A 24,472-nucleotide genomic window follows, 5' to 3' on the forward strand; every position below is an offset into this window, starting at 1 on the left:
TCTGCCGCGCCGTCAGTCCGTGAACCCGTGGTGGGCGATCTCCAGGACCTCCGTGGCCACGGCGGGGCTCGCGGGGTCGAGGGTGGGGCCCTGCCAGCTCACCGGCAGGACGTCGATGAGCCCCCAGCGGGCCACCAGCGAGCCGTCGGCCCGCAACGCCGCGATCTGGGCGGTGGGCCGCTTGATCCCCGTCTGGACCGACGAGATCCACTTGGCGACCTTCGCGGTGTCCGGCGTGAGCGGCCGGGTCAGTCGGATGGTGGAGAACGTGACCCGGGTGGGCAGTTGCCACACGAAGCCGTTGTTGCCGCCCTCCTGACGGTGCTCGATCTCCACCTGGGACGACAGACCTTGGCACCCGTTGAAGTACCCGAGGCTCTCGCCGTCGATGGTGAGGGTGAACCAGATGGTGGACCCGGGGTCCTGGCGGGGCATCCGAGATGGGCCTTTCTGTCGTTCTGCGGTGGTGGCGGGCGGTGGACCGACCACCGGCGGCCGGCGAGGGACCGGGCCGGTCCGCGGGCGGGTCCGCCGGCCGGGTGCGCGGAGCGCGGTTCGGGGAACCGCGGGCCCGTCAGGCGCGCGGATCGCGGAGCCTGCCGATCCGCTCGCGGTCCATCCGCAGTTCCGTGCGGACGAGCCGGGTGACCCGGTCGATGATCCGATGCACCAACTCGTCCAACTGGAACTCGGTCAACTCCCGCGGATCGAACGAGCCGGCGGGCACCGCGGTGTACTCGGGCGGCGGGTTGCCCTGGGACGCCGCCCCGTGGGCCGGAGGACCGCCCGGCGGGAGCCCGCCGTGCGCCCCGTGCGGCTCGTACGGCGGAGGCGGGTCGGCCGGCCGCGCCTGCTGCGACGACGGCCGGTGATGCCCCAGCGTCGACGCCACGGTGGCCGCCGCGGCGGACGCGAGCGCACCGATGGAGCTGCCGGAACCGGAACGCGAGCCGGAATCGGAGCGCGAGCCGAAGCCCAGGGAGGGAAAGCGCTGGACCGTGGGCCCGGACGCCGCCGAACCCCCGGAAGGCGCACCGGCCGCCCGGGCCGCGCCCAGCACCACGGGCGCGGCCGGGGGCGGCGGAGTCAGCGGGGCCACGGGGAGCGGACCGCGCGCCGCAGGTCCCGAGCCGGTCTCGGAGGACCGGCGCAGGGGAACGCCCCGCACGGGCAGGGCCCGTTGGACGGGGAGCGCGTCGGCGGCACGGGGGAGGGCCGGAACGGCCCGCGCGGACGACGGGAGCGCGGGGGAGGGGAGCGCGGGGGGCGGCTGCGTCACCGGGGGCGGGGCGATCGGGGGAAACCCCGCGACCGGTGTGATCGGTGCGACCGGCGGGGTCGGTGCAGTCGGTGAGACGGGTGCGGTCGGTGTGGCCGAGGCCCGCTGGACCGGCAAGGAGGTCGACGCCCCGGCGCGGGAACCGGGGGGCTGCTGCGCGGCGACCGGCGCCGTCCGTACGGGCGCGGCCGTGAGGGGAGCGCCGAGGGGGGAACGTCGCCCGGCGGCCGGCAGGGAGGCGGAGGCGCGCGGGGCGTCGGCGCGCGGGGCTTCGGAGTGCGGGGGGACGGGTGTGCGGCCGGGCGCCGGGTTCCGTGCCGCGAGGTGCGCGGTCCTCGGCTCCGGGGCCGCCGGTGTCGTGGCCTCGGGCGTGGGGTGTGCAGGGGACGGAAGGGGCGCACCGAGCCCCGCACGCGCAGGCGCGACATGGCGCTGCACCGGCCCCACGGGCGTGGAGCCGGTGGACGTACGAGTGCGCGGGGCGGTGGTCGGGTCCCCTGTCGGGGTCGGGAACCCCGGTCCGGGGCTCGGGGCAACGGACCCGCGCTGCGACCCCGTACGGCCGGGAGCCGACGGGGGTGCGACGACGGATGCGCGGCGAACGACGGGTGCCGGTGCGCCGGTGGACGCGGGCGGGAGGTTCGTGGAGCGTTGCACGACCGGCGCCGCCGTGCCCGGACGGCGATCCGGGGAAGCGTCGGCGGGCAACGGGGCGGCACCGGAAGTCCGGACGGGCGGAAGCCGGTCCGGGCGCGCCGCCCCGGGCGGGAGGACGGAGTCGGCGGACCGGTCGGCGCGCGCAGACGCGGGAACGGGCTCGGCGGGTGACGCCGCCACCGGGGTCCCCGGGGCCGCGGCGCGCTGTACGGCCGGAGTGCCGGGAACGTGCGTGGGGCCGGGTGCGCCGGACGGGGGCGTGGTGTGCGGAGCCGGTCGGGGGGTCCCCGAGGCGCCTGCCCCCGCAGAGGCGGGCGGAGGGGTCGTGGACCGTACCCGCGGGGGAGCGGCGTGCGTCGCCGGTGCGTCGGGGCCGGCCGTCGGGCCACCACTTCGGGTAGGCGTGGGCGAGGGCGCGTGGGGTCGGACGTTCCGCTGGACCGTGGGCCCGACGGCCGGGCCGTCGGGCACCGTGGGGGAGCGACGAGCGCCGGCAGGATCGGGCGGTGTCGCTCCGGGCGCGGGCACTGCCCGCTGAACGGCCCCATCGGGCCCGTGCGTCGGCGTCCTCCCGGCCGAGGCGGGCGGCGGTGGTGCCGGGGCCGCGACCGCCCCGGACTTCGGCGCGGGGGAGGGCGGGGAGACCTCCCGCGCGGAGCCGGAGGAACCGGTCGCGGGCGACCTCTCCCCCGTGCCGGGCGGGTCCGTGCGCGGCACCTTCACGGCGGGCGGCGCGTCCTGCGGGGACACCTCACGCGGCCCGGTGGACGCCGCCCCGAGTACCGACGACCCCGGCGTTCCCGGGATGCCCGATCCACCCGCAACGCCCGAGGTGCCGGACCCGCCCGACCTGCCGGGTACGTCGGTTCGCGGCACGGAACTCTGGTTTCCGGACACCGCGTTGCGCTGCACGGGCGCGCCGAGGCCCGCCCGCCCGGCAGCCGGACCCGTGCGGTCCGCCGATGGGGTGCGCGGAGGGGTGTCGCGTACCGGACCGCCCTGTACCGGACGATCCCGCAGGGGACGGGTGACCTGCGGCTCGCCCACCGGCGAGGCCGGAACGGCGGAGTCGCCAAGGGACGACGGACGAACCGGGGACGACGGGGGCGTAGGGGATGAGGCACGGTCAGGGGACGCCGTACCCGCTGAGGATGACGAACTTTCGGGGGACGACGCACGCTCAGGGGACGCCGAACGCCCCGGGAACCAGGAAGGGGCCGGGGACGAGGAAGGCGCCGGGGACGCTGCCGGGGGTGCAGCGTCCCCGGCAGCGGAAGGACCGCCCGGGCGGGGAGCGGCAGCCCGCTGCACGGCGGGCACGACGCTCGGGGCAGGGGCAGGGGCAGGGGCAGGGGCGGAAGAGGCGGCAGACGGGCCGAGGTCACCCCGGTCGCCATCGGCAGCCGGCGCCGCCGTGCCCTGCGCGGTCGGCGCCGGCGCACGGCTGGTCCCGCGCGTCGCGGGCAGGGTCCGTCGGCCGGCCGCGGGCGGGGGCGGCGCCTTGGACAGGAGCCGAGACGTCCGGGGCGGAGCCGGCTGTACGGGCGTCACCTGGACACCACGATGCGCCGTCCGGGCCGGGGCGGACGCCGACTCCCGCGCAGGCGTCGGCACCTGAGCCCGTGCCGGGGCGGGCCGGTCGGCGTGCGAGCGCTGTACCGGAGGCACCGGGACCGCGGCCACCGCCGGCACGGACCCGACGGGCCGCGCCGCCCCGGACACCGAAGCCGAAACAGAGGCCGATGATCGTGCCGAAGCCGAAGCCGAAGCCGAAGCCGAAGCCGAAGCCGAAGCCGAAGCCGAAGCCGAAGCCGAAGCCGAAGCCGAAGCCGAAGCCGAAGCCGAAGCCGCCGGGGCCCCGGTCGCCGTCGGGGACACCGTGCGCTGCGGGATCGCCCGCAGCGGCGCCACCGGCAGGCTTCGTACGGCGGGATCGCCGGCGGGACGGCCCGACGGCAGGTCCGGGGCGGGCCGTCCGAGGCCCATCACCGGACGGGCGGACTCGGCCGGCGTGCCCGAAAGCATGCTGCCGCCCGCCGCGGGGTCCAACACCGCGGGGGAGGAGCCCCGGGTGAACGAGGGGTTCTGCCAGGTCGGCAGTCGGCCGCCGAAACCGGCGTCCGCGACACCCGTCGGTGCGACGCCCGTCGTCCGCCGCATCGGCGGCAGGCCGGCCCAGGAGGCGACGGCCACCGGGGCGGCGGAGGTCGCGGGGTCCGCCGCGACCCCCGCGCCGGATGGGCGTTCGGTGTCCGGGCTCGGGGAGGCGCCGGGCGCCGCCGTGCCGCCGTCGCTCCGCCGCCCCCGCAGCCGGTCCAGGAATGCCACGTGCTCAAGCCTCCGGCGCGCCGCGCGTCACGAGGGACGCGATCTGCTCGGTGTACCGGCGGCGGTCCTGGTGTTCCAGGTCCAGGATCGCGTCCGGGCCCCAGTGGAAGTGGTAGGCGACGTACGCGATCTCCTCGTGCAGCCGGTCGGTCGCGTACGTCACGATTCCCCCAGGCGGCTCCCGCCGAGCTCCACCTCGAAGGGCTCCGAGCAGTGCGGGCACTGCACGGCCGCGCGGGTGTGGCCCTCCGCGTTGATCTGGCGGTAGAAGTCCTGGAGGAACGCCAGGTCGGACGCGAACATGTTCTCCACGATCCCGTCGTGCACCATCGACAGCGTGCCCAGCCGGACGATGACCCGGCCGAGCAGCACCACCGAGAGGTACGCCGGGTTCTCCTGCACGCGCACGTCCCGCAGCGGGACCAGCTCGTCGCGCGCCGTGGACAGCCGCATGACACCGTCACGGTGCACGGTGCCCGCGTCGTCGACGTACCCGCGCGGCAACTCGAAGGGGAACTCGGTACGCAATGACTGCCTCGGGGCCTGGTCGGTCGGCGGGCCGGCGGGTCCGCGGTCCGGTGCGGCGGCGGGAGCCGAGCGGGGGAACTCCGCCCCCGCCGCCGCGGTCTGGGGCGCCATCGAGGCCGGAGCCTTGGCAGCAGAACGCCGCATTACTCGATGACCAGTTCTTCGAACACGATGGTGACGGTCTCGGTCAGCGCCGCCGCCTCGCCGGCCTTCACCGTGCTCGCGTCGATCTTGCTGCACCAGGCGTTGCGCAGGTTGTAGCGCTTCACCGGGTTGTTCTGGAAGTCCATCATGATGATGGAGGCGTTCTTGCGGGCCGTGCTCATCTGGCCGCGGATCGAGTCGTTGATCCACTGCGTGAACGAGGCCGACTGGGTCATGCCGCGCACGACCGTGCACTGGCCGTTCTTCTGCACGCCCGGCAGCAGCGACACCTCGGCCCGACCCTGCGCGCTGTTCTGCTGGTAGGTGATGACGTCCTGTTCGAGGGTGAGACCGCTGACCTCGGCGAGATACTCGACCATCACCCCGTCGATCTGGAGACCGAAGTTGTGTGAGGTGAGGGCGTCACCCGGCTGGAGACTCATGCGTTCGTTGTCCTTCTGAGGAGGGGAGGGGCTCGGGGAGGCGACGGGGGCGGAGGCGGGCTCCGCGCCCGGTTACTCCTCCAGCTCCCCGTTGCCGCCGGAGAACTGCGCCAGCCGGAAGATCACGAACTCGGCGGGCTTGACCGGCGCGATGCCGATCTCGCAGATGACCCGGCCGAGGTCGACCGACTCCGGCGGGTTCGTCTCCTCGTCACACTTGACGTAGTACGCCTGCTCGGGGCTCTGCCCGAACAGGGCGCCGCCGCGCCACTCGTTGACCAGGAACGCGGAGACGTTGCGGCGGATGCGCGCCCAGAGGTTGTGGTCGTTCGGCTCGAACACCACCCACTGGGTGCCGATCAGGATCGACTCCTCCAGGTAGTTGAAGTACCGGCGGATGTTCAGGTAGCGCCAGGCCGGGTCGGAGGAGAGGGTGCGGGCGCCCCAGATGCGGATGCCGCGGCCCGGGAAGGCCCGGATGCAGTTCACGCCGATCGGGTTGAGCAGGTCCTGCTCGCCGCGGGTGATCTGGAGTTCGAGGTCGACGGCGCCGCGGACGACCTCGTTGGCGGGGGCCTTGTGGACACCGCGCTCGGAGTCGTTGCGGGCCCAGATGCCGGCGACGTGGCCGCTCGGCGGGACCAGGCGCGACTGTCCGGTCGCCGGGTCGAAGGACTTGATCCAGGGGTAGTACAGGGCCGCGTACTTGGAGTCGTAGTTGGCCGTCTCCTGCCGCCAGACCCGGATGTCACGGGCGTTCAGGCCGGGCGGCGGGTCGATGATCGCGACCCGGTCGCCCATCAGCTCGCAGTGCGCGATCATGCCGAGCTGGACCGCCTTGACGGCCTCCAGGTCGATCGCACCGCGCTGGTAGGCGGCCATCAGGTCGGGCACGGCGACCATGGAGATCTCGTCGACGGCCTCCAGGCCACCGAAGCCCGTGCGGTCCGCGGAGTCGCCGAGGTACTGCGCCGGGCCGGGGTGGGAAACCTCGGCGCGACCGGCCGGCGCGGCCGGCTCGACGGGCGCGGGCGGCGCCGCCGGCAGGGCCACGGTCTGGTTCTCGGGACGGACCAACTGCGCGGCCGGTGCGGCCTCGGTCACGACGATGAGCTTGGAACGTTCCTTGACCTGCGTGACGACGTAGGAACGGTTGCCCTTCTTCGCGCTCACGTCGAAGGTCTCGACCGGCTTGTCGCCGTCCTTGACGATCAGCTTGAAACGCTCGGCGGGCCCCTCGCCCTCGGCGTCGGCGACCTCGACGGACAGCGGCCCGCCGCCGCTCTCCGCGGTGGCCGCCACGGCGAACGTACCGAGCGGACGGGACTCCGCGGCCGGCAGCGAGGCCCGGGGGGCCGCACCGGTGACCGCGGCGGGCGCGGACGCCTGCCCCTGGCCGGCGGCCTCATCCGCCGAGCCGCCGACGCGCACGACGTACGCCGCCGAACCGCCGTTGTTGAAGAACCCGTAGAGGGAGTGCGCGAGGTAATAGCCGTCGGTGAAGTCGCCGAAGGCCGCGACGTACTGAGTCCAGTTGGTCACCAGCGTGGGCTCGTTCAGCGGGCCGGTCGGCGCCAGACCGACGAACGCGGCCACCGAGGTGCCCACTCCCTCGATCGGGCGGGAACCGCTGGCCACCTCCTCGACGTAGACGCCGGGCGACAGATAGGACGGCATGCTCTGCTCTCCTCGGGTACGAGACAGGACACTCCACCTTGACCCGCGGGTCGCCCCCGCCGAAACGTCCCCCGGTACCCGAGCGGGGGCACGGTCGTTGCCCCTGCCGTTGCCCCTCCAGGCAGCGGTGGGGGCAAGGGCGCCGAACCCGGGCGTCGGGGGCCGCCCCGACTGCCCCCGGGTCTGCCCCCGCGGACCTGTGGGGTCGGCGGGGGATCGGATAGGGCTGGATGGCCAGCCGTCCGGACAGTCGAGAGAGAGCGTCATGCGCGCGCACGGTCAACGCAATTCGGTGTCGGACGAACGGGACGCCCCCCGCAGGGCGGTACCGCCGAGCACGCCCGTGCAGAGACTGCTGAGCCTCAACCAGGCGGCGGGGAACGCGGCGGTGGCCCGCGCCGTCGAGACACAGCGACACCGGCACGGCCCCGGCTGCGGGCACGCGGAGCCGACCGTCCAGCGCCGGGAGGCCGCGCGGCACGACCACGAGCACGACCACGAGGGGGAGCATGACGCCCGACCCGCGTCGCAGCTCGGTCTCCTCGGGGCCGCGCTGGCCACGCCGAGCAGCCCCCTCCCCGGCCCCTTCCTGAGCAAGGCGAAGGCCTTCTACCGCAACGAGCACCTGGGCGCCGGGCAGGTCCACGACAACCCGGCGGCCCAGCGCGCCACCGCCGCCCTCGGCGCCCATGCCGTGACCGTCGGCAGTCACATCCTGCTCGGCCCCAAGGCCGTCGGCAACACCGAGATCCTCGCCCACGAGACGAGCCACCTCGACAAGAACCTCCGGGGCGTCCGCGAGACAGGCCACGACAACGGCGCCGGCATGGCCGTGACCGACCCCGGGCAGGGCTCCGAACGCGCGGCCACGGCCGACGGCGCCGCCTTCGCGGCAGGACACGGCACCGCCCCGTCCGTCGCCCAGCGGGCGGCCACCGAGGAGAAGGAGGGCGACGGGACCGCCCTGAACGCCGCGGGCCCCGGCACTCCGGCCGTCCAGCGCACCCTCTGGGAGTTCGAACCCGGCGGCACCTACACGGACGCCGTCGACACGCGGGAGACGCGTTGGCGCAACAAGGACGACGACCAGGACATCCGCACCTCCTCCCGACTGGGCGTCCCCCCGGGGACCACGCCGCGGCACAGGGACGTCTACGACGACCAGACGGGCCAGGTCTACAGCAGCGGGAACGTGGCCTTCTCCAAGAAGGGCACCATCCCGGAACGCGAGTACCCCGAACGCGAGTCGAAGGCCCGCCGCGAACTGGTCACGGCCAAGCGGTACATCGCCTCGACCCTCGCCCTCCTGAAGTCCGCGGGAGACAACCCGAGCGGCGCGCTCCTGAGCGGGCTGCACTCCGGGTTCCCGGCGCTGCGGGCCATGACGCCCCGGCAGATCGCGGCGTTCCTGCCCCGCGTCGCCGAGGTCGTGCTGCGCATCCAGGCGGGCCTGGACGCGCAGGGCGCGCAGATCGCCCTGGTCGGCACGGGTACCGGAGTCCCCTCCGAGGTCATGGGGTGGGTCGATCCCACCCTGGGCGAGCGGATCTCCCGCGCGACCAATCCGGACCTGCAGAAGAGCGAGAACCTGCCGACGATGGACACGGGTCGCTCCGGCCCCATCCACCTGACCAAGGGCGGCCAGATCGCCTGGTACGTCATCCACGAGGCCACCCACCGGTTCGCCGGCACCCTGGACTACCAGTACAGCCCGCGCGACGCGGAGCTGACCCAGGACACGATCGCCGACAGCCTGGCCCGGGACTTCCCCGAGGCCTCCGAGGCGCAGGAGAGGAACAACCTCGGCAAGCGCGCCCTGAGGGATCCGGGGGAGTACACCGGGGAGAACGACGACTCGGACCGGCAGCCCAACTGGTACGCCATGGGACAGCGCGCCCTGATGAACGCGGACTCCTACGCCCAGTTCATCATGATCGTCAACGGTGAGCGGGCGCCCAGGACCTGATGCCGCGCGTGAGGGTACGCCGGGGCAACCAGGTCTGCCCTTGAGGCTCCTGACCGGCGGCGCGGGCGCGGTTAGCGTCCCGGGGGTGAGCCTCTGGACTTCGCTGGAACCCGCCTCCGTCACCGTCGACCCCGGCAGCAGCACGCGCGTGCGCCTGCGCGTGCGCAACACCGGTGACGTGGTCGACGAGTATCGCTTCGAGCCCGTCGGTGACGTGGCGCCATGGATGACGGCGGAGCCGGCGACCTTGCGGTTGTTCCCGGGCACCACCGGGACGGTGGAGTTGACGTTCGCGCCGCCCCGGACCCCCGACGCCACCGCCGGCCCCAACCCGTACGCGGTGCGGATCACGCCGACCGAGCATCCCGAGGCCGTGACGGTCCCCGAGGGGAACCTGACGATCACCCCGTTCACCGAGGTGCGCGCGGAACTCGTGCCGCCGATCGTGAAGGGCCGCTTCCGCGGACGCCCCAGGCTGGCGGTCGACAACCTCGGCAACACCAAGGTGACCGCCTCGGTCGCGGGCAGCGACACCGGCGACCACCTCGCGTACGAACTGCGCCCCGGGAACGTCCAGATCGAGCCCGGCAGGGCCGTGTTCGTCGAGACGACCCTGCGGCCCCGACAGGTCATCTGGTTCGGCTCCAAGGAGGAACGGCCCTACACCCTGGCGCTGCGCCGTTCCGGGGTCGAACCGCTGGACGTCGACGGAACCTACGTCCAGCGCGGTTTCCTCCCCCGCTGGCTGGCCACCTTCTTCGGGCTCTTCCTGGCCCTGTGCGTCGCCTTCGTGATGATCTGGATCGCCTACAAGCCGCAGGTCCGCTCCGCGGCCACCGAGGCCACCGAACAGGTGGGCGCCGTCCTGCCCCCCACCCCGGCGCTCTCCCCGCCGCCCCCGCCGCCGTCACCCAGCGCCGAACCGGAACCGCCGAAGGCCGAGAAGCCCAAGGGCGACGACGGCGGTGGCGGGGGAGGGGAGCCCCCGAAGCCCTCGAAGCCCGCGGGACCGCCGCCCGTGGTCCCCGCCGAGAAGGTCCTGCTGCGCAACGCCGCCACCCGTAAGTGCGCCGATCTGCCGGGCCGCGAGAAGGGCGCGATCAACACGGCCGTCCAGCAGGCCAACTGCGACGGCACCGCCGGGGACAACCAGCTCTGGAACCTCGAGGTGAAGTACCCGAAGCTCGGCCCCGGCGGAAAGCCGCTCTTCCAGATCCGCAACACCACGGACCAGTTCTGCATGGACCTCGGCGAGTACGGCGGCCGACCCGTGGGCACCGGCATCGGCGAGTTCCACTGCGCCGGCACCACCGCCGACAACCAGCTGTGGTGGATCGAGAAGCAGGAGAGCGGCGACTACTGGATCCGCAACTACGCCAGCAACAACAAGTGCCTGAACGTGAACGGCGGGGCCAACACCGGGGACCGGCTGGACATCTCCGACTGCAGCAACACCGGCAACCAGGAGTGGAAGATCGTCCACCCCAAGACCGACTGACCGAGCACGCGGCGGCCCTCCCCGATCACCTGGCCCGGTGATCGGGGACGGTGATCGTGGGAGGGTGATCGGGGACGGCCGCCGGACCTGTTGACCGGGGCGTACGCCGGATCACCAGCCGCCCTCGCCCGGCACCAGCCGCCCCGCCTTGCGGTACTCCCGCCGGGCGCCCTCCAGGAGGTCGTCCGCGGTCACCTCGCCGCCGCGCCCGGCGGCGAGGTAGGCGGCGGTGACCACCGCGCTGCGGATGGAACCGCCTGCCAGCTCGAAGTCCCGGGCCAGCGGGACCATGTCGATGTCGTCGACGGCCGGCACGTGCGCCAGCCCGTACCGCCACAACGCGAGGCGCTGCCCGGGGTCCGGGAACGGGAAGTCGACCACCAGGTCCAGCCGCCGGGTGAACGCCTCGTCGATGTTCGCGCGCAGGTTGGTGGTGAGCAGCGCGATGCCGTCGAACGACTCCAGCCGCTGGAGCAGGTAGGAGCTCTCCATGTTGGCGTAGCGGTCGTGCGCGTCCTTGACCTCGGAGCGCTTGCCGAAGACGGCGTCCGCCTCGTCGAAGAGGAGCACCGCGTCGGTGCGGTCCGCCTCCGTGAAGATCCGCTCCAGGTTCTTCTGGGTCTCGCCGACGTACTTGTTCACGACCGACGACAACTGGACCACGTACAGGTCGAGACCGAGGTCGGCCGCGACCACCTCCGCGGACAACGTCTTGCCCGTACCGGACTCCCCGGCGAACAGCCCGAGGACGCCCCGGCCCCGCCCACCACCCGCGCTGAGCCGCCAGTCGCCGAGCACACGGCTGCGGTGGCGGGCCCGCAGGGCCAGTTCGCGCAACTGTTCCAGGGGCCTTTCGGGCAGCACCAGGTCGGTCCAGTCCACGGCCGGCCGGATGCGGCGGGTGTGGCTCTCCAGCCCGGAGGCCGACTGGCGGCGCGCGGCGCGCCGCACGTGGGCGGCGGTGACCGCACCACCGTCGAAGGCGGCCAGCGCGTGCGCGGCCCGTGCGGCCCGCCGTACCCGGTCCCCGCCGAGGCGGTACGGGGCGACCGTCGCGGCCAGGTCGAAACCGTCGGCGTCCGCGCCCAGCGCGGCCCGCCAGGCGGCCGTCCCACCGTCCCGGCGACCCGGCGCCTCCAGGACCAGGGGATCCTCGGGGCACCAGTGGGGGTCGTACGGGCGGGGGTCGGCCAGCAACACGGTCACGTCCGGCGCCGCGACGAGCGCCCGCACCAGCGGGCCGGGCAGTTCGGGCAGTGCCGGCACGACGACGGCCCGGCCGCCGAGGCGGGCCTCGCGCAGCAACTCGGCGACGTGCTCACCGGGTGCCGTGCAGCACAGGCCGTCCAAGCCCGCGGCGCGCAGGGCGGCGGCGTACGCGGCCAGGCCCTCGCCCTCGCGCTGTTCGCGCAGATAGACGGTGGTGGGGCCGGACTTCAGGAGGGCCGCGAGCCGCTGCGCGAACTGCTCGGTCGCCGTGTCGCAGGGCAGCGGCTCCGGCATCGGGTGCAGCAGGTCACCCAGCGCCGCGTCCGGCGTGTCGTCGCCGAGGAGATGGCCGATCAGCCGGTCGGGCACGCGCAGCGAACGCGTCAGGAAGGGACGCTCGGGCTCGTCGACCTCCAGCAGGCCCAGGGTCACGAGGGGCGCGCGGGCGTGCAGCCGGGCACGCGCCGCCGCGGAGTGCGCGGGCACCCCGCACAGGTCGAGGGCGAGGCCGACGGTGGCCCGGCGCCTGCTCACGTCGTCGTTGAGGTAGCCGTAGAGCGGTTCGAAGGTCCGGTCGACGTCGGGTGCGAGGGCGACGAGCACGACGGCGACGTCGAGCGCGGTCAGACCCGCCCGCCCGGCCAGCGCGGCCAGCCGGTCGCCCGGATCCGACGCCTCCGACCCGCCCGTGGCCCGATCGGCGCCGGCGTCGGAACCCGCCCCACCGTCCGTCACCGCGGGCCAGGCGCCGAGGAGATGGCGGACCGCCTCCTCCGACAGGTACAGGCCGCGCAGGGGATCGTCGGCCGTGGGATCGCCGGCCGTCCGCCGTTCCACCAGCGCCGACACCCGCCCGCGCAGCCCGTCGAGACGGGCGAGCAACGCGCGGGCGGGATCGTCGACGGCATCGGACGGCGGCGCTCCGCTCCCGGCCGACGCCGTGTCCGGCGCCGCGTCCGACGCCGAGACGGCGTACGAAGCGCTCACCGCGCGTCCGAGCCGCGGGAGGTCTCCCCGCGGGCGGTCTCCCGGCGGGTCGTCGCGCCCTTGCCGGCGGTCCGCGCCGCCCGGGCGGCCGCCACCTGGTGGGGACGGTGCGAACGGCCCTCGGACACCGCCGGGTCGCCGTCCAGCCCACCCACCCGCAGTGTCGCGCCCTCGGTGACCGGCGGCCCCGCGTCGTACTCGGGGTAGGCCGGGAAGGGAACGGTCACCACCAGGTCGAGGGACGGCTTCAGTTCACCGCCGAGCGCGGACCAGATCTCGGCCAGCGACCGCGACTCCGTCTGGATGCCGGCCACGGACAGCGGCACGGAGAGCCCCAGCGCACCCAGGGAACCCGGCAGTTCGTCCGGCGGCACCACCTCACGGGGCAGCAGCGTCGCGAGTACGGCGGACAGCAGCCGGTGCTCGTCCAGCGGGGTCTTCGTCCACGCCGTCACCAGGTACGACAGCCTGAACCAGCGCGGCGGCCGGCTCCGCCGCACCACCACGTCACGCTCGTCCCGCACCCCGATGTGGCCGCGCTGACGCCGGGCCACGTCCTCCCGGATGTCGTACAGATAGCTGTTGACCACGGGCGCGTTGCGCCGGGCGGCCCAGTCCCGCGTCGGTGCCTCGAAGGCCACCTCTATGCCCGAACCCGTCAACGCCCCACCGCCGAGGAGGTCCTTGAGCATCTCGTCCACCTCGTGGATCACGCCTGCACTCCCGCCTCGCCCGCACGACCGATTCCGCTCGGCCCGTCGTCCACCGTCGATCGTCCCCCGGGCAGCCGTCCGGCCCGCAGGGGCACGAGGGACGATCGACGGGCAGTTCGGCCTGCCCCGGCGGACACTCCCGGCCGCGTTCGATTGCCCGGACGGTCAGATGTAGCCTTCCCGAAGGGCAAAAGCCACGGCGTGCGCCCGATTGCGCAGGTGAAGCCTTGTGGTGAGTCCGTGCATGACGTTCTTGACGGTCCGTTCGGAGTAGGACAACTTGCCCGCGATCTCACCGGTGTCGAAACCCTCGGAGACCAACCGCAGGACGTCCACCTCACGGGACGTCAGCCCGAGGGCCGGCGCACCGGCCCGGCCCGCGCCCCGGTGCAGCGTGCCCACCTGGTGGATGAGCCGGCCCAGCAGGTCGGCGGGCAGATCGCCGTCACCGCGGGACGCGGCCAGCACCGCCTGCACCAGCCGCTCGCCGGTGGCCTCGTGGCGCCAGACGATCGTGCCGACACCGCACTCCACCACGTCCATCAGCTCGTTCTCCCGCATCGCGCCCACCACGAGCACGGCGCGCGCCCCCTCGCTGCGCACGATCCGACGCAGCCGGGTCAACGCCGCCTCGTCGAGGGCGTCCTCCACGAGCAGGGCCACCGTGCCCGGACCGGATTCCTCGCGAAGCTCGATCTCCGGGTGTCTGCGCAACAGGTCGACCGCTCCCGCGAGGCCGATCGGGTCCGCGGCGGACACCGCCACGGGGACGCGCCGGTCCCCGGGGCCCGCGTCGTGGCCCGTGGCGGGAGCGGACGTGGTCGTGGTGCGGGGTGAGTTGAGCAACCGTTTCCCCTGTTCAGTGGCCCGCCGCGCAACGCGGGCCGTTAGCGGATGAGCACCCTCCACCCTTCTCGGGTCACCACGAGGACCGCAATCGTGGAGCACCACGGGCCACACCACGAGACCGCGCCGGCGAGCACCACGAGGCGGGCGCCCTCGACGGTCATCACCGCAGGTCACAGCGGGTATCGTCAGCATTCGGGCAGGTCGGGGGATCGGCAGTGAGGTACGCCACTTCATGCCACCGCGCCACGGAATCCGCCGTCTCACCCGGCGGCGAGGCACTTCCTTCACCACAGGAGGCACGGATGACCAGGCCGCTCCGTGAACGCGACCACGCCCGGGCGCTGATAGCGGCCGAGACGGAGCGGGCCCTCTCCGGTTCCGGCGGCCTGGTGCTTCTCCAGGGAGCCACCGGAACCGGCCGTACCGCCGTGCTGGAAAACGCCGTTCGGGACGCCGCAGCCCGGGGCCTGCGGGTGCTGCGGGCACGGTGCTCCCCGGAGGACACCGGGATTCCCTTCGCCACGGTCCTCCAACTCCTGGGACCCGTGGCGGACTTCGCCGACCTCTCACTCGACCACGACGACCGGGGGAGCGCCGCCCGCCTGTGGCGGCTGTTGCGCACGTACGCGGACGAAGGCCCCCTCCTGATGGCCGTCGACGACGTCCACCTGGCCGACGCCCCCTCACGCCGCTGGCTGCGGGAAGCGGTACGCCACATCGACCGTTTACCGGTCCTGCTCCTCGCCGGCGAGCGCAGCCAGTACGACATCGACCCCCGGCGTGCCGGACTCGCCCGATCCCTGTCCCCGTCCCTCGTCCGCACGCACACCATCGACCCGCTCGGCGACACGGCCGCCGCGGAACTCGTCCACGCCGCCCTGCCGGCGGCCACACCCGACTGGACGGCGGAGTGCGTACGGGCGGGCGCGGGCAGCCCCCTGCTGCTCCACGCCCTGCTCGACGACCTCGGCGGCCCCCGTCCGGCAGGCCCCTCGCCGGACGCGGTCCCGCACCTGCCGGACACCTGCGCCGCGCTGTACCCCGGAAGCTATCCGGCGGCCGTCTCGTGGTGGCTGGACAGCGCGGGCACGGCGACGGCCGAGGTCGCCCGCTGCCTGGCGGCACTGGAGGAGGCCTGGCCGCGGCCCGAGGACCAACAGCCCGGGGGCGACCCGGGCGACCCCGTGGCTCCGGACGTGGCCGGGGTGCTGGCCGAGGCGGCCGGCGCCGACCCCGCACGGGTCACGGGATGGCTCACCGCCATGACCCGCATCGGACTCCTGCGCCCGGACCCCGCCGGCCTGCCCCGCTACGCCCACCGACTGCTGCGGGACGCCGTGTTGACCGGCTGGCCGACGGTACGACGGGAGGCCGCGCACCTGGTCGCCGCGAGGACCATGCTGCGGCGCGGCGAACGCGTCGAGGCGGTCGCCGCACACCTGCTGCGCACGCCGGGCGTCGGCCTGCCCTGGGCGCTGCGCGTACTCCAGGACGCGGCGACGGTCGCGGTGAACGACGCCCGCCCCGGCGACGCCGCCGGCTACCTGCGCCGCGCCCTCGACGAACCGCTCTCCGACGACCGGCGCCAACGCCTACTGACCGAACTGGGCTCGCTGGAGTACGCCTCCGCCGACGGCGCCGTGGCCATCGCACGCCTGGCGGAGGCACAGCACCTGCCGGCCGCGCCCCGCGACCGGGTGCGCACGGCCGTCGCCCTCGGCACGGCCCTGGTCGGCCGGGGCGAGGTCACCACGGCCCTGGAGATGCTGCGGCGCACGGAGGGCAGTCTGGACGGACATCCGGGACTCACCCGCACCGTGCAGACCGCCACCGCCCTGCTGTCCGACGCCGACCTCGTCACCCGCCAGGAGACCTACCGCCGGCTCTCCGAGAGCGGCGAGTTCACGCCGGAACTCGTCGGCACCGCCAGCCGCGCCCTGCTGGTGCGGTACGAGGCGACGGCCGGGCTGATCTCGGCCGGCGAGGCCATGACCCGCGTACGGGCCCTGCTCGCGCAACCCTCCGACCCGCTGGCCGAGCCGTTCCTCCTGGGCACGGCGGCGGCCGTCGCCGAATGGGCCGACGAACTCGACGAGGCGGAGCGGCTCGTGGACCGCGGCCTGGCCGGCCAGCACCCCGCCCTGCTCCACCCCATGGAGCACGCCCTGCTCAACACCCGCGCGGACATCGCGGCGGCCCGCGGCGACATCGCCCGGCTGATCGCCGTGCGCGGCGACGGAGCGGCCGTCGCCGCACGCGCCCACAGCGGCCCCTCCAACCGGGACGCCCACGTGCTGATGGCACTCGTCCACACGGGGCGCTCCGAGGAGGCCCGACAGCTCGCCGACGCCTTCGACCTGAGCCGGGCCCCCGAATCGTGGGAGCTGAACCGCTTCCTCTACGCGCGGGGAGTACAGCGCCTCGCCGCCGGCGACCCGGCGGGCGCCCTCCACGACTTCCTGGAGTGCGGCCGCCGCCAGAGCGCCCGTGAGGTGCTCAGCCCGGTTGTCACCCCCTGGCGGACGGCGGTTGCCCAATGCCGCCTCGCACTCGGCGGCAGTCAGGAGGCCCTGGCCCTGGCCACCGAGGAACTGCGGCTGGCCAAGGTCTGGAACACCCCCCGAACGGTGGGCCGCGCCCTGCGGGTCCTCGGCACCGCGACCGGTGGCCGCCGAGGGCTGGGCCTCGCCGAGGAGGCGGTCGAGACCCTCAGGGACGCGCCCGCCGACGCCGGCATGGAACTCGTCGAGGCCCTCCTCGCCCAGGGCCGCCAGCTTCTCGCCGCCGGCGAACGCGGACGCGCCCGCGACCCGCTGCGCGAAGCGGCTGACCTGGCCGAACGCAAGGGCGGGCTACGTCTCCTGGCCCTCGCCGAGCAGGCCCTGCGCGAGGGCGGAGCCCGGGTCCCGACCGCGGCGCGGACCGGCTCGGGGGCCCTGACCGACAGCGAGCGCCGCATCGCGGACCTGGCCGCCACCGGACGGACGAACACCGAGATCGCCGACTTGCTGCACCTGGCCCGCCGCACCGTGGAGACCCACCTGACGAGCACCTACCGGAAGCTGGGCATACGTCGCAGGGCGGAACTGCCCGCCACCCTGGGCGCCCCCCGCCCACCCGCCGGCGACCCCCCGGAACCGCCCTGACACCATCCCGTGCACCCACCTGCGGCCAGGGCCCCGGCGGGGTCGGTGTCCCTCCTCTCCCACTCCCAGGGCGGATTGCCCATGGACAATGCCCCGGGTTCACCCGCCGCGGTGACGGGATGAGTACGACGGCTCGCGCCAAGGATGACTACGACGGCTCGCGCGCCGGAGGGTGCCTCGGCGCCGACCGGCGGCTCCCTGTGAAGATCTCCGTCGCGTGTCGAGCGGGCCCCTTCTCCGCTGGGGGTCGACGGGCGCCGGGAGCCGACAGGCGCCGTGGGCCGACAGACGCCGCCGGTCGGGTCAAGCCGCCCGGGAGGCCGCTGCGAGGGGGGTGAGCGGCGGCAATGCCGAGTTGTACTCCCTGGCACACGCCCTGAAGATCTCCCACGAGGACACCGGGGACGTCCTCGGCGAGAGTGACCACGACCACCGCCACGATCACGACGGGAAAGCATCCTGTCGCGCGACGGACGCTGGATCAATCACCCGGCCAACCACCCGAGACGAGCCACTAGCCGGTGACGACCCCCGTGTTCTGGCAGGCGGTCAGCAGCCACCGGCCGTCGGCCTGCTTCGAGACCACGTACAGCGGGGCGCCCTCGCTCTCCTCGCCCGGGGACACGTAACGCTGACGGACCTTGACGGCCGCGACGTCGGGGCGGATGAAGAGCACGTGGACCACCTCGTAGGTGACCTCGCCGTCCCAGCTCGCCGAGGGGAGAACCTTGCGGGTGAACTCCGAGATCGCGTCGAGGCCGATGAGGACCTTGCCGTGTGCCGTGGTCCAGATCGCGTCCGGGTGGAAGAGGCCGAGGAACTCTTCGGGGTCCTTGTTTCGCTGGGAGTGTTCGACGGTGGCGACGAGCCGGCCGATCGCTTCGATGTGCGCCGCGCGGGACGTGGATTCCGTGGTCATGTGAATCATCGTCACACCTCAAGCATGATTGAGGTCAAGCACGATTGAGGTCGAGGTTGATTCAGGTCGAGGGTGATCGAGGGCAAGCGCATGGCCACATGCCGATGTGAGGATGACCGGACATCCGGCACGGTTCCGACACACTGGGCGCCGGCGCGTTGTCCCGGGAATTCGAGCCCAGGACAACGAGCCGTCTTCGTGATCGGTCCCGGATCACGGGTGAATGATCACTGATCGCCCGTATTTGTCAGGGACTTTAGGGACTGAGTTTTCACATTGCCGTGTCAGATCGATGTCAGGCTGATGTCCAGGTCCGGCGAGGCCGATCGCGCGTGTGCGGACTCGCGCTGGGCATATGTCCCCGGACGACAGGAGGCCGACATGACCACATTCCGTACGCGCCGTCACCAGAGCGGTGTCAGCGTCCTCTTCGCCGCTGCGGCGCTCGCCGCGACACTGGCCGGGTGCTCGATGGAGGACGCCATCTGTCGGGGCGGGGAGTACCCCGTCATGACGGTCGGAGCCACCGGCTCCGCCTGCGTCCCGGACGGGAAACCGCCGCCCGAGGGCTACACGCGCTATCCCGAGGGCAAGGTGCCCCGGCACGTCGACGACACCTGGGACGTGTACTGGCGCACCCACACCCTCGACGACAGGGGCAACATCATCGATGCCCCGGCCCCGTAGTACCGGCGACGGAACGGGAGCCCGCCGGCTCCGGAGCCGGCGCTCCGCCCCCCGCGCCAGACCTCCGGCCCCATCCATGCGAGGGGAGGCCACGGGGTACACGGCCGGTCGGGTCTGCGCGGTTGCCGGGGTCACCGTTTGCAGGCTGCACCACCACGACCAGGCAAGGGGACCAGGTCGGCGATCAGGCGGGCGATCAGGCGGGCGATCAGGAGCGGCGTCCCCTCGTCAGGCCGTCGGTCTTGCGGGCAGCCGTCGCACATCTCGCACGAGCGTGTACACGGCGCTGAGGAAGAGCACGGCCCCACCCGCGATCCAGAGGGCCGATGCCCCGGAGCGATACTCCCGAGCGGCACCGAAGAGCAGCAACGTGCTGACCAGAACGCCGAAGGCCGAGATCAGAGTGTCGATGCGGTTGGTCACGCGGACATCATCACCCCCCGATCCCGGCCAGCGGAAGTGATCCGCACGGGAGGGCACGGTCCTTCACGTCCTTGACCGATCCCCTTCATCTCGCGTTCGGGCACAAGTCCGCAGAACACGGCCGGATGCCCGCCGTCATCCGCTGTCTGGGCGGCGTGCCCCCTCGCTCGGACCGGCAAGGTCCACGGGAAGTCCCCGCCGCTTGGCGGCGGCACGGGCGTCGAGGCACACGCGGGTGGCGATGCGGTAGACCCAGGATCGGCGCGAGAGGCGCACGCGCTTCGGGGACGAGCTGCCCCACACGCTCCCACCCCGCCCGCGCCCCGACGCCGTCGCCGTACTCGAACAGCGCGCACCGGGCCGGTCCGTTCCGGTCGGCAGATCGCTACGCCGGTCAATGCGCCGGTCAATGGGTCGGTCAATGCGCGGGTCGATGGGCGGCGGCATGGCCATGTCCACTGCCACGGCTCCCGCGAGGTGAACCGATGGGCGATCATCAGGTCATCAGGTCATCAGGTCATCAGGTCATGAGGTCATCAGGCCAGGGCTTGGGACGATCGCCCTACCCCGTTCAGTGGATGTCGCGAGACAAGGAACCGGCAGAATGAATCTTTCGCGCGCTCGGCTCTTACCCGTTGCGGTGACCCTCGGAGCGGGCCTGGTGATGGGCGCAGTCGGGGCGCTCGCGGCCAAACTTGACGGCCCGATCCTCCAGGCCGTGAGCATCGTGTTCTCCGGGGGTTGGTCGTGGGCGTGTTTCGCCTTCCTGGTCGGCTACTTCCGCCAATCGAAAGTCGAGGCGGCGCTGTTGGCCTCTTCGGCATTGGCCGTCGGCGTGGTCGTCTACTACCTGTCGAAGGCTTTGAGTCCCGTGGCGCCCATCGGCATGGACGTCGCCGGCGAGTCGAGCGCGGGGGATGCCGTATCAGGGATTCTGTTCTGGGGAATAGCCGCCTTCCTTTTCGGCGCCCCGGTGGGATTCTTCGGAAACCTGGCGCGCATACCAGGCATTGCCGGCCTCGCGTTCCGTCTGCTCATTCCGTTGATCGCCTTCTATGAGACATCGGTGCGGTTGGACGTGGAGGCGGCCACTGCGGGGCCGGTTCCCGCAGCGACCTGGAGCGCGATTCGCCTGCTCGCCGCCCTCGCCGCCGCGGCTCTTGTGGGGCACACGCTGTGGAGGTGGCGTACCCGGCGCGACAGTCTGGAAGTCGGGGCCGATTCACACTGAGGTGACCATCGCGGCGCGTGCCCACCATCTCACCGACACCGACACCGACACCGACACCGACACCGACACCGACACCGACACCGACACCGACACCGACACCGACACCGACACCGACACCGACACCGACACCGACACCGACACCGACACCGACACGGACACCGACACCGACACCGACACGGACACCGAGCCCGTCCCTCAGGCCGGCCGCGGCGTGACCGCGCTGCCGAGCAGACGGCTCACGAGGAGTTCCGGGTAGCCGGAGGCCGGCGGGTCGATGCCGAAGATCGCCCGCAGGTAGAGCGGCGCGACGAGTTGGTCGAGGATCTCGTCGAGCGGTGGGGGGGCCTCGCCGCGGGCGGCGGCGCGGTCGCGGATGCGCTCGATCGCGCCGATGCGGCGTTCGAACTGCTCCGCGCGTTCCCCCTGCGCCGTGGCATTGCCCGGCATCGACAGGGCGACGGCCCGAATGAGCAGTCTTCCTTCGGGCGTGCGGATGCTCGCGACGCCCGCTTCCACCCAGGCCGTCAGGTCGCCGCGCAGGCTGCCGGTGTCGGCGAGCGGCCAGTCCCGTTCGAGACGGGTGACGACCACGTCGGCCAGGAGCGCCTCCCGGCTGCCCCAACGCCGGTAGACGCTGGTGTGGTTCACCCCGGCACGCTGCGCGACCGCGGGGATGGTGAGGTCCGCCCCCTGGGGGTCCGACAGCAGGTCGATGACGGCCTGGTGGACGGCTGATCGGACCTGCTCGGGGCTCTTGCGGAGGCGAGGGGCCGGTTGTTTCGAAGTCACCCACCCATCGTAGGCGCTAAGCACAACTATTTGCTTGCTGGCGCCCGAGGGGGCTACAGTCCTGCCGTACGCACAGATCTGTGCTTAAGGAGAGTGTGATGAAGCCGCTACTGTTTCCCGGCAACCCCCAGTTCTGGTACGAGACCCTGCGCTCGATGAGCCACATCGCCTACGGCGGCGCCGACTTCGGCGAGGTCGTCTCCACCGGCGAGCGCATCACGGAAGGCGACTACGACAGCTGGCACGAGCAGTGGCTGGCGACCGCGGACCGGGTGGCCGGCGAGGCACGGCGGGCCCTGGACGCGGGACACACCGTCAGCGCCCGAGACGGATTCCTGCGTGCCTCCAACTACTACCGGTCCGCGGAGTTCTTCCAGCACGGCTCCCCGTGCGACCCCCGCCACGACCACGCCTACGACCGCAGCGTGGCCTGCTTCCAGGCCGCTGCCGCGCTCTACACCCCCCGCATCGAACCCGTCCGCATCCCCTACGAGGGCACCACCCTGCCCGGCTACCTCTACCGGGTCGACGACAGCGGCACACCCCGCCCGACCCTGATCATGCACAGCGGGTTCGACGGCACCGCCGAGGAGCTCCACTTCAGCGGCGCGCTGGCCGCCGTGGAACGCGGGTACACCGTTCTGACCTTCGACGGTCCCGGGCAGCCCGGCCCCCGCCACCACCAGGGCATGGTCTTCCGCCCGGACTGGGAGAACGTCATCACCCCGGTCGTCGACTTCGCCGAGGCGCTGCCGGAGGTCGACAACCACCGCATCGCGCTTCTCGGGAGCAGCATGGGCGGCCTGCTCGCCCCCAGGGCAGCCGCCTTCGAGCACCGCCTCGCCGCCGTGATCGCCGTCGACGGCGTCTACGACCTCGGCCTGATATCCCGCCGCAACATCCCGGGCGACCGGGAGCAGGCCGAACGGCTCCTGCGCGCCGAGTCCGCCCCCGAACTCGACGCGGCCTTCGAGGAGATCATGGACCAGGACGCCACCGCCCGATGGGCGATCAACCACGGGATGTACGTGATGGGCGTCGACACCCCTCGCGCCTTCAACGCCTCCTACCTGGACTACACCCTCGACGGCGGCATCGCCGAGCTGATCCAGTGCCCCACCCTCGTGTGCGACGCCGACGAGGACGAGTTCTTCAAGGGGCAGCCCGAGCAGCTCTACGAGCACCTCACCTGCCCCAAGACCCTGATGTTGTTCACCGCCGAGGAGGGTGCCGGCGCCCACTGCCACCCCGGTGCCATGCGCCTGGCCCTCGCCCGCATCCTCGACTGGCTCGACACCACCCTCGCGAACGTCGCCTGAAAGCCCGGCCGGCACTCGGCACATCGCCGTCGTCGGCCCCGGCCCTCCCCTGCCACCTCACACGACTGCCACCTCACACGACAAGGAAGACGCGATGAACCGCACCGGAATCGAAGCCGCCCTGAACGACCTGCTCTTCAACCGCGACATCACCCTGGAGGAGGCCGCCGAGCGCCACATCACCCCCGGGTACCGCCAGCGCACCGACGGCGAGTGGGCCGACCGCGCGGAGTTCCTCGACCACATAGGCCACCTGCGCGGCATCGTTGCCGGAGGCGAGGTCGAGGTCCACGACGAGTTGTACGACGGCACCAAGTACGCCGACCGGCACACCTGCCACATCACCAAGACGGACGGCGGCACCGTCACCATGGAGGTCTACGTCTTCGCCGACCTCGCCCCCGACGGCCGCTTCCACCGCATCGAGGAAACCACCATGATGCTGAGCGGCTCCGACACCGACCGCAACCTTGGCAGCGCCCGCTGACGTCGCGCACCACACCGACCGACCGCCGCACCGCCCACCACACCGACCGCCGCACCGCCCACCGCACGGCGAGAGGGGAGGCGGCTCCCGCACGCACGTGACAGTGTCGTCGGGGCCATCCCTCAAGGGGTCCGCGTTCGACCGCTCCCCACCGAAGCCGTGGTGCCCATGGAATCCTCGACCAACCCCAACCCCAACCCCAACCCCAACCCCAACCCCAACCCCTACCCCTACCCCGACGTGCGTCTGGCGCGCCTCGCGGGCGCGGCCGGCCTCTCGGCCACGTGGCCCCCGACCGATGAATTCCTCGACGTCCTCGCGGAGCGGACCGGGCTGCGCACACACGACCTCCTGCTCGTCGCGGACCTCCCCGTACCGGAGACGGCGTTGCTCTTCGACGAGACGGCCGGCGCTTCCAGTTCCCTGGTGTCGTGCTCCCTCGCCCTTCCCGAGACGGGCCGGCGGCTGCTGTGCGTCCGCGCCCGCTCCATGACCGCGCCGGCGGGCACCCTCACTCCGCGGGAGTCCCGCCCGCACGAGCAGTACCCGCCCGGATTCGGCTCGCTCCTCCTGCGGATGCTCGCGCTCCGTAACCTGAACTGGTCGGGGGCGGCCAAGGCGATGTGCCTGATGTCCGGTGTCTGCAAGGCGGCTTCGACCATCGGTGCGGTGGGGCGGGGCGCCAAGCCGCTCGATGCGGAGATGCTCGACGGCTTCGCCGCGACGCTCGGCGTTCCCGTCGCGGTGTTGGCCGAGCTGACCGGCATCCACCGTTCCGTGGCCGGCCCCGAACTCGCACTCGAGGCGGTCGACACCGCCACGCTGCTGTGGGAGATCCGGCACCTGACCCGGGACCAGCAGATCCGGCTCACCGAGTACGCGGAGGCGTTGGGCCGGCGGTGACGTACCCCAGGGGTGGGTGCGGCGCCGATGGTTGGGACCGCCGCTCCCGCTCCCATGGCGCGGGACGCAGGTGGCGCCTGGCTTCGCCTTCGCGATGCCCGGACGGGCCGCCTGCCCGGGGCTCTGACCTGGTGCGCGCCGTCCGTCCACCGTCAGGCCGGACCGATGTCGGCAGCTCGGCCGACGCAGGTCGGGCCGTCTTCACCGTCGCTTCGGGATGTGAACAGGGATGCCAAGATGCTCAAACGTTTCAACTGAGGACCAGAGGTCTGAATTGGGACAACATGGTG

21 protein-coding genes are annotated in these 24,472 nt (G+C 73.1%); 9 read left to right on the forward strand and 12 right to left on the reverse strand.

Annotated features, from left to right (window positions below; translation table 11 throughout):
• Positions 1-12: 12 nt before the first annotated feature.
• The 6 genes from ACQEVM_RS35795 to ACQEVM_RS35820 form a co-directional block, all read right to left on the reverse strand.
• Positions 13-435 (reverse strand): phage tail protein, encoded by a 423-nt coding sequence (locus ACQEVM_RS35795; protein ID WP_433086412.1) that lies wholly within the window; start codon positions 433-435, stop codon positions 13-15.
• 139 nt (positions 436-574) lie between these two features.
• The gene (locus ACQEVM_RS35800) at positions 575-1,279 is read right to left on the reverse strand and encodes a hypothetical protein (RefSeq protein WP_433086414.1); all 705 of its coding nucleotides are present in this window, start codon (positions 1,277-1,279) and stop codon (positions 575-577) included.
• A gap of 2,989 nt (positions 1,280-4,268) precedes the next feature.
• On the reverse strand, positions 4,269-4,427 hold the full coding sequence (locus ACQEVM_RS35805; protein WP_199826461.1) for a DUF6760 family protein: 159 nt from the start codon (positions 4,425-4,427) through the stop codon (positions 4,269-4,271).
• Positions 4,424-4,936 carry a hypothetical protein gene (locus ACQEVM_RS35810; RefSeq protein WP_433086416.1) on the reverse strand — a complete coding sequence of 171 codons (513 nt, stop codon included), beginning with the start codon at positions 4,934-4,936 and terminating at the stop codon, positions 4,424-4,426. Before ACQEVM_RS35810 ends, ACQEVM_RS35805 begins: the two co-directional genes overlap by 4 nt.
• On the reverse strand, positions 4,936-5,379 hold the full coding sequence (locus tag ACQEVM_RS35815; protein ID WP_053676562.1) for a phage tail protein: 444 nt from the start codon (positions 5,377-5,379) through the stop codon (positions 4,936-4,938). Before ACQEVM_RS35815 ends, ACQEVM_RS35810 begins: the two co-directional genes overlap by 1 nt.
• Before the next feature lie 72 nt (positions 5,380-5,451).
• Positions 5,452-7,056 (reverse strand): phage tail sheath subtilisin-like domain-containing protein, encoded by a 1,605-nt coding sequence (locus tag ACQEVM_RS35820; protein WP_433086418.1) that lies wholly within the window; start codon positions 7,054-7,056, stop codon positions 5,452-5,454.
• A 265-nt stretch (positions 7,057-7,321) separates the two neighbouring features.
• Here ACQEVM_RS35820 and ACQEVM_RS35825 point away from each other — a divergent pair, with 265 nt between their 5' ends.
• Positions 7,322-9,022: an eCIS core domain-containing protein gene (locus ACQEVM_RS35825; RefSeq protein ID WP_433086420.1), complete on the forward strand. Its 1,701-nt coding sequence runs from the start codon at positions 7,322-7,324 to the stop codon at positions 9,020-9,022.
• A gap of 85 nt (positions 9,023-9,107) precedes the next feature.
• Entirely contained in the window at positions 9,108-10,520 is a 1,413-nt protein-coding gene (locus ACQEVM_RS35830) for an RICIN domain-containing protein (protein WP_433086422.1), read from the forward strand.
• Between the two features lie 111 nt (positions 10,521-10,631).
• Here ACQEVM_RS35830 and ACQEVM_RS35835 read toward each other — a convergent pair whose 3' ends face one another.
• From ACQEVM_RS35835 to ACQEVM_RS35845, 3 genes are all read right to left on the reverse strand, one after another.
• Positions 10,632-12,716, reverse strand: coding sequence for an ATP-binding protein (locus tag ACQEVM_RS35835; RefSeq protein WP_433086424.1), 2,085 nt, complete (start codon positions 12,714-12,716; stop codon positions 10,632-10,634).
• The gene (locus ACQEVM_RS35840; protein WP_433086426.1) at positions 12,713-13,429 is read right to left on the reverse strand and encodes a DUF4255 domain-containing protein; all 717 of its coding nucleotides are present in this window, start codon (positions 13,427-13,429) and stop codon (positions 12,713-12,715) included. Before ACQEVM_RS35840 ends, ACQEVM_RS35835 begins: the two co-directional genes overlap by 4 nt.
• Before the next feature lie 165 nt (positions 13,430-13,594).
• Complete coding sequence (locus tag ACQEVM_RS35845; protein WP_433086428.1) at positions 13,595-14,275, reverse strand: helix-turn-helix transcriptional regulator; 681 nt, start codon at positions 14,273-14,275, stop codon at positions 13,595-13,597.
• Between the two features lie 305 nt (positions 14,276-14,580).
• Here ACQEVM_RS35845 and ACQEVM_RS35850 point away from each other — a divergent pair, with 305 nt between their 5' ends.
• Positions 14,581-17,424, forward strand: coding sequence for an AAA family ATPase (locus ACQEVM_RS35850; RefSeq protein ID WP_433086430.1), 2,844 nt, complete (start codon positions 14,581-14,583; stop codon positions 17,422-17,424).
• 514 nt (positions 17,425-17,938) lie between these two features.
• Here ACQEVM_RS35850 and ACQEVM_RS35855 read toward each other — a convergent pair.
• Positions 17,939-18,352 (reverse strand): SgcJ/EcaC family oxidoreductase, encoded by a 414-nt coding sequence (locus tag ACQEVM_RS35855; RefSeq protein ID WP_433086968.1) that lies wholly within the window; start codon positions 18,350-18,352, stop codon positions 17,939-17,941.
• 372 nt (positions 18,353-18,724) lie between these two features.
• Here ACQEVM_RS35855 and ACQEVM_RS35860 point away from each other — a divergent pair, with 372 nt between their 5' ends.
• Complete coding sequence (locus tag ACQEVM_RS35860; RefSeq protein ID WP_433086432.1) at positions 18,725-19,030, forward strand: SCO0607 family lipoprotein; 306 nt, start codon at positions 18,725-18,727, stop codon at positions 19,028-19,030.
• A gap of 228 nt (positions 19,031-19,258) precedes the next feature.
• On the opposite strand, the gene ACQEVM_RS35865 is transcribed toward ACQEVM_RS35860, so the two are convergent.
• Complete coding sequence (locus ACQEVM_RS35865) at positions 19,259-19,453, reverse strand: hypothetical protein (protein ID WP_433086434.1); 195 nt, start codon at positions 19,451-19,453, stop codon at positions 19,259-19,261.
• A gap of 604 nt (positions 19,454-20,057) precedes the next feature.
• Between ACQEVM_RS35865 and ACQEVM_RS35870 the strand changes: the two genes are divergently transcribed.
• Together ACQEVM_RS35870 and ACQEVM_RS35875 are read left to right on the forward strand one after the other, a co-directional pair.
• Positions 20,058-20,684 carry a hypothetical protein gene (locus tag ACQEVM_RS35870; protein ID WP_433086436.1) on the forward strand — a complete coding sequence of 209 codons (627 nt, stop codon included), beginning with the start codon at positions 20,058-20,060 and terminating at the stop codon, positions 20,682-20,684.
• Between the two features lies 1 nt (position 20,685).
• Positions 20,686-20,940 carry a hypothetical protein gene (locus ACQEVM_RS35875; protein ID WP_433086438.1) on the forward strand — a complete coding sequence of 85 codons (255 nt, stop codon included), beginning with the start codon at positions 20,686-20,688 and terminating at the stop codon, positions 20,938-20,940.
• Here the strand turns inward: ACQEVM_RS35875 and ACQEVM_RS35880 are convergent.
• Positions 20,880-21,473: a TetR/AcrR family transcriptional regulator gene (locus ACQEVM_RS35880; protein ID WP_433086440.1), complete on the reverse strand. Its 594-nt coding sequence runs from the start codon at positions 21,471-21,473 to the stop codon at positions 20,880-20,882. The two genes, ACQEVM_RS35875 and ACQEVM_RS35880, sit on opposite strands and share 61 nt — an antisense overlap.
• Before the next feature lie 98 nt (positions 21,474-21,571).
• Between ACQEVM_RS35880 and ACQEVM_RS35885 the strand changes: the two genes are divergently transcribed.
• The 3 genes from ACQEVM_RS35885 to ACQEVM_RS35895 all read left to right on the forward strand — a co-directional run bounded on the left by ACQEVM_RS35885 (position 21,572) and on the right by ACQEVM_RS35895 (position 24,182).
• Positions 21,572-22,792: an alpha/beta hydrolase family protein gene (locus tag ACQEVM_RS35885; RefSeq protein ID WP_433086443.1), complete on the forward strand. Its 1,221-nt coding sequence runs from the start codon at positions 21,572-21,574 to the stop codon at positions 22,790-22,792.
• A 94-nt stretch (positions 22,793-22,886) separates the two neighbouring features.
• On the forward strand, positions 22,887-23,279 hold the full coding sequence (locus ACQEVM_RS35890) for a nuclear transport factor 2 family protein (RefSeq protein WP_433086445.1): 393 nt from the start codon (positions 22,887-22,889) through the stop codon (positions 23,277-23,279).
• Between the two features lie 168 nt (positions 23,280-23,447).
• Complete coding sequence (locus tag ACQEVM_RS35895) at positions 23,448-24,182, forward strand: hypothetical protein (protein ID WP_433086447.1); 735 nt, start codon at positions 23,448-23,450, stop codon at positions 24,180-24,182.
• The last annotated feature ends 290 nt before the right edge of the window (positions 24,183-24,472 follow it).

Origin of the sequence: Streptomyces sp. CA-243310, from assembly GCF_050936775.1 — a bacterium.
GTDB lineage: Bacteria > Actinomycetota > Actinomycetes > Streptomycetales > Streptomycetaceae > Streptomyces.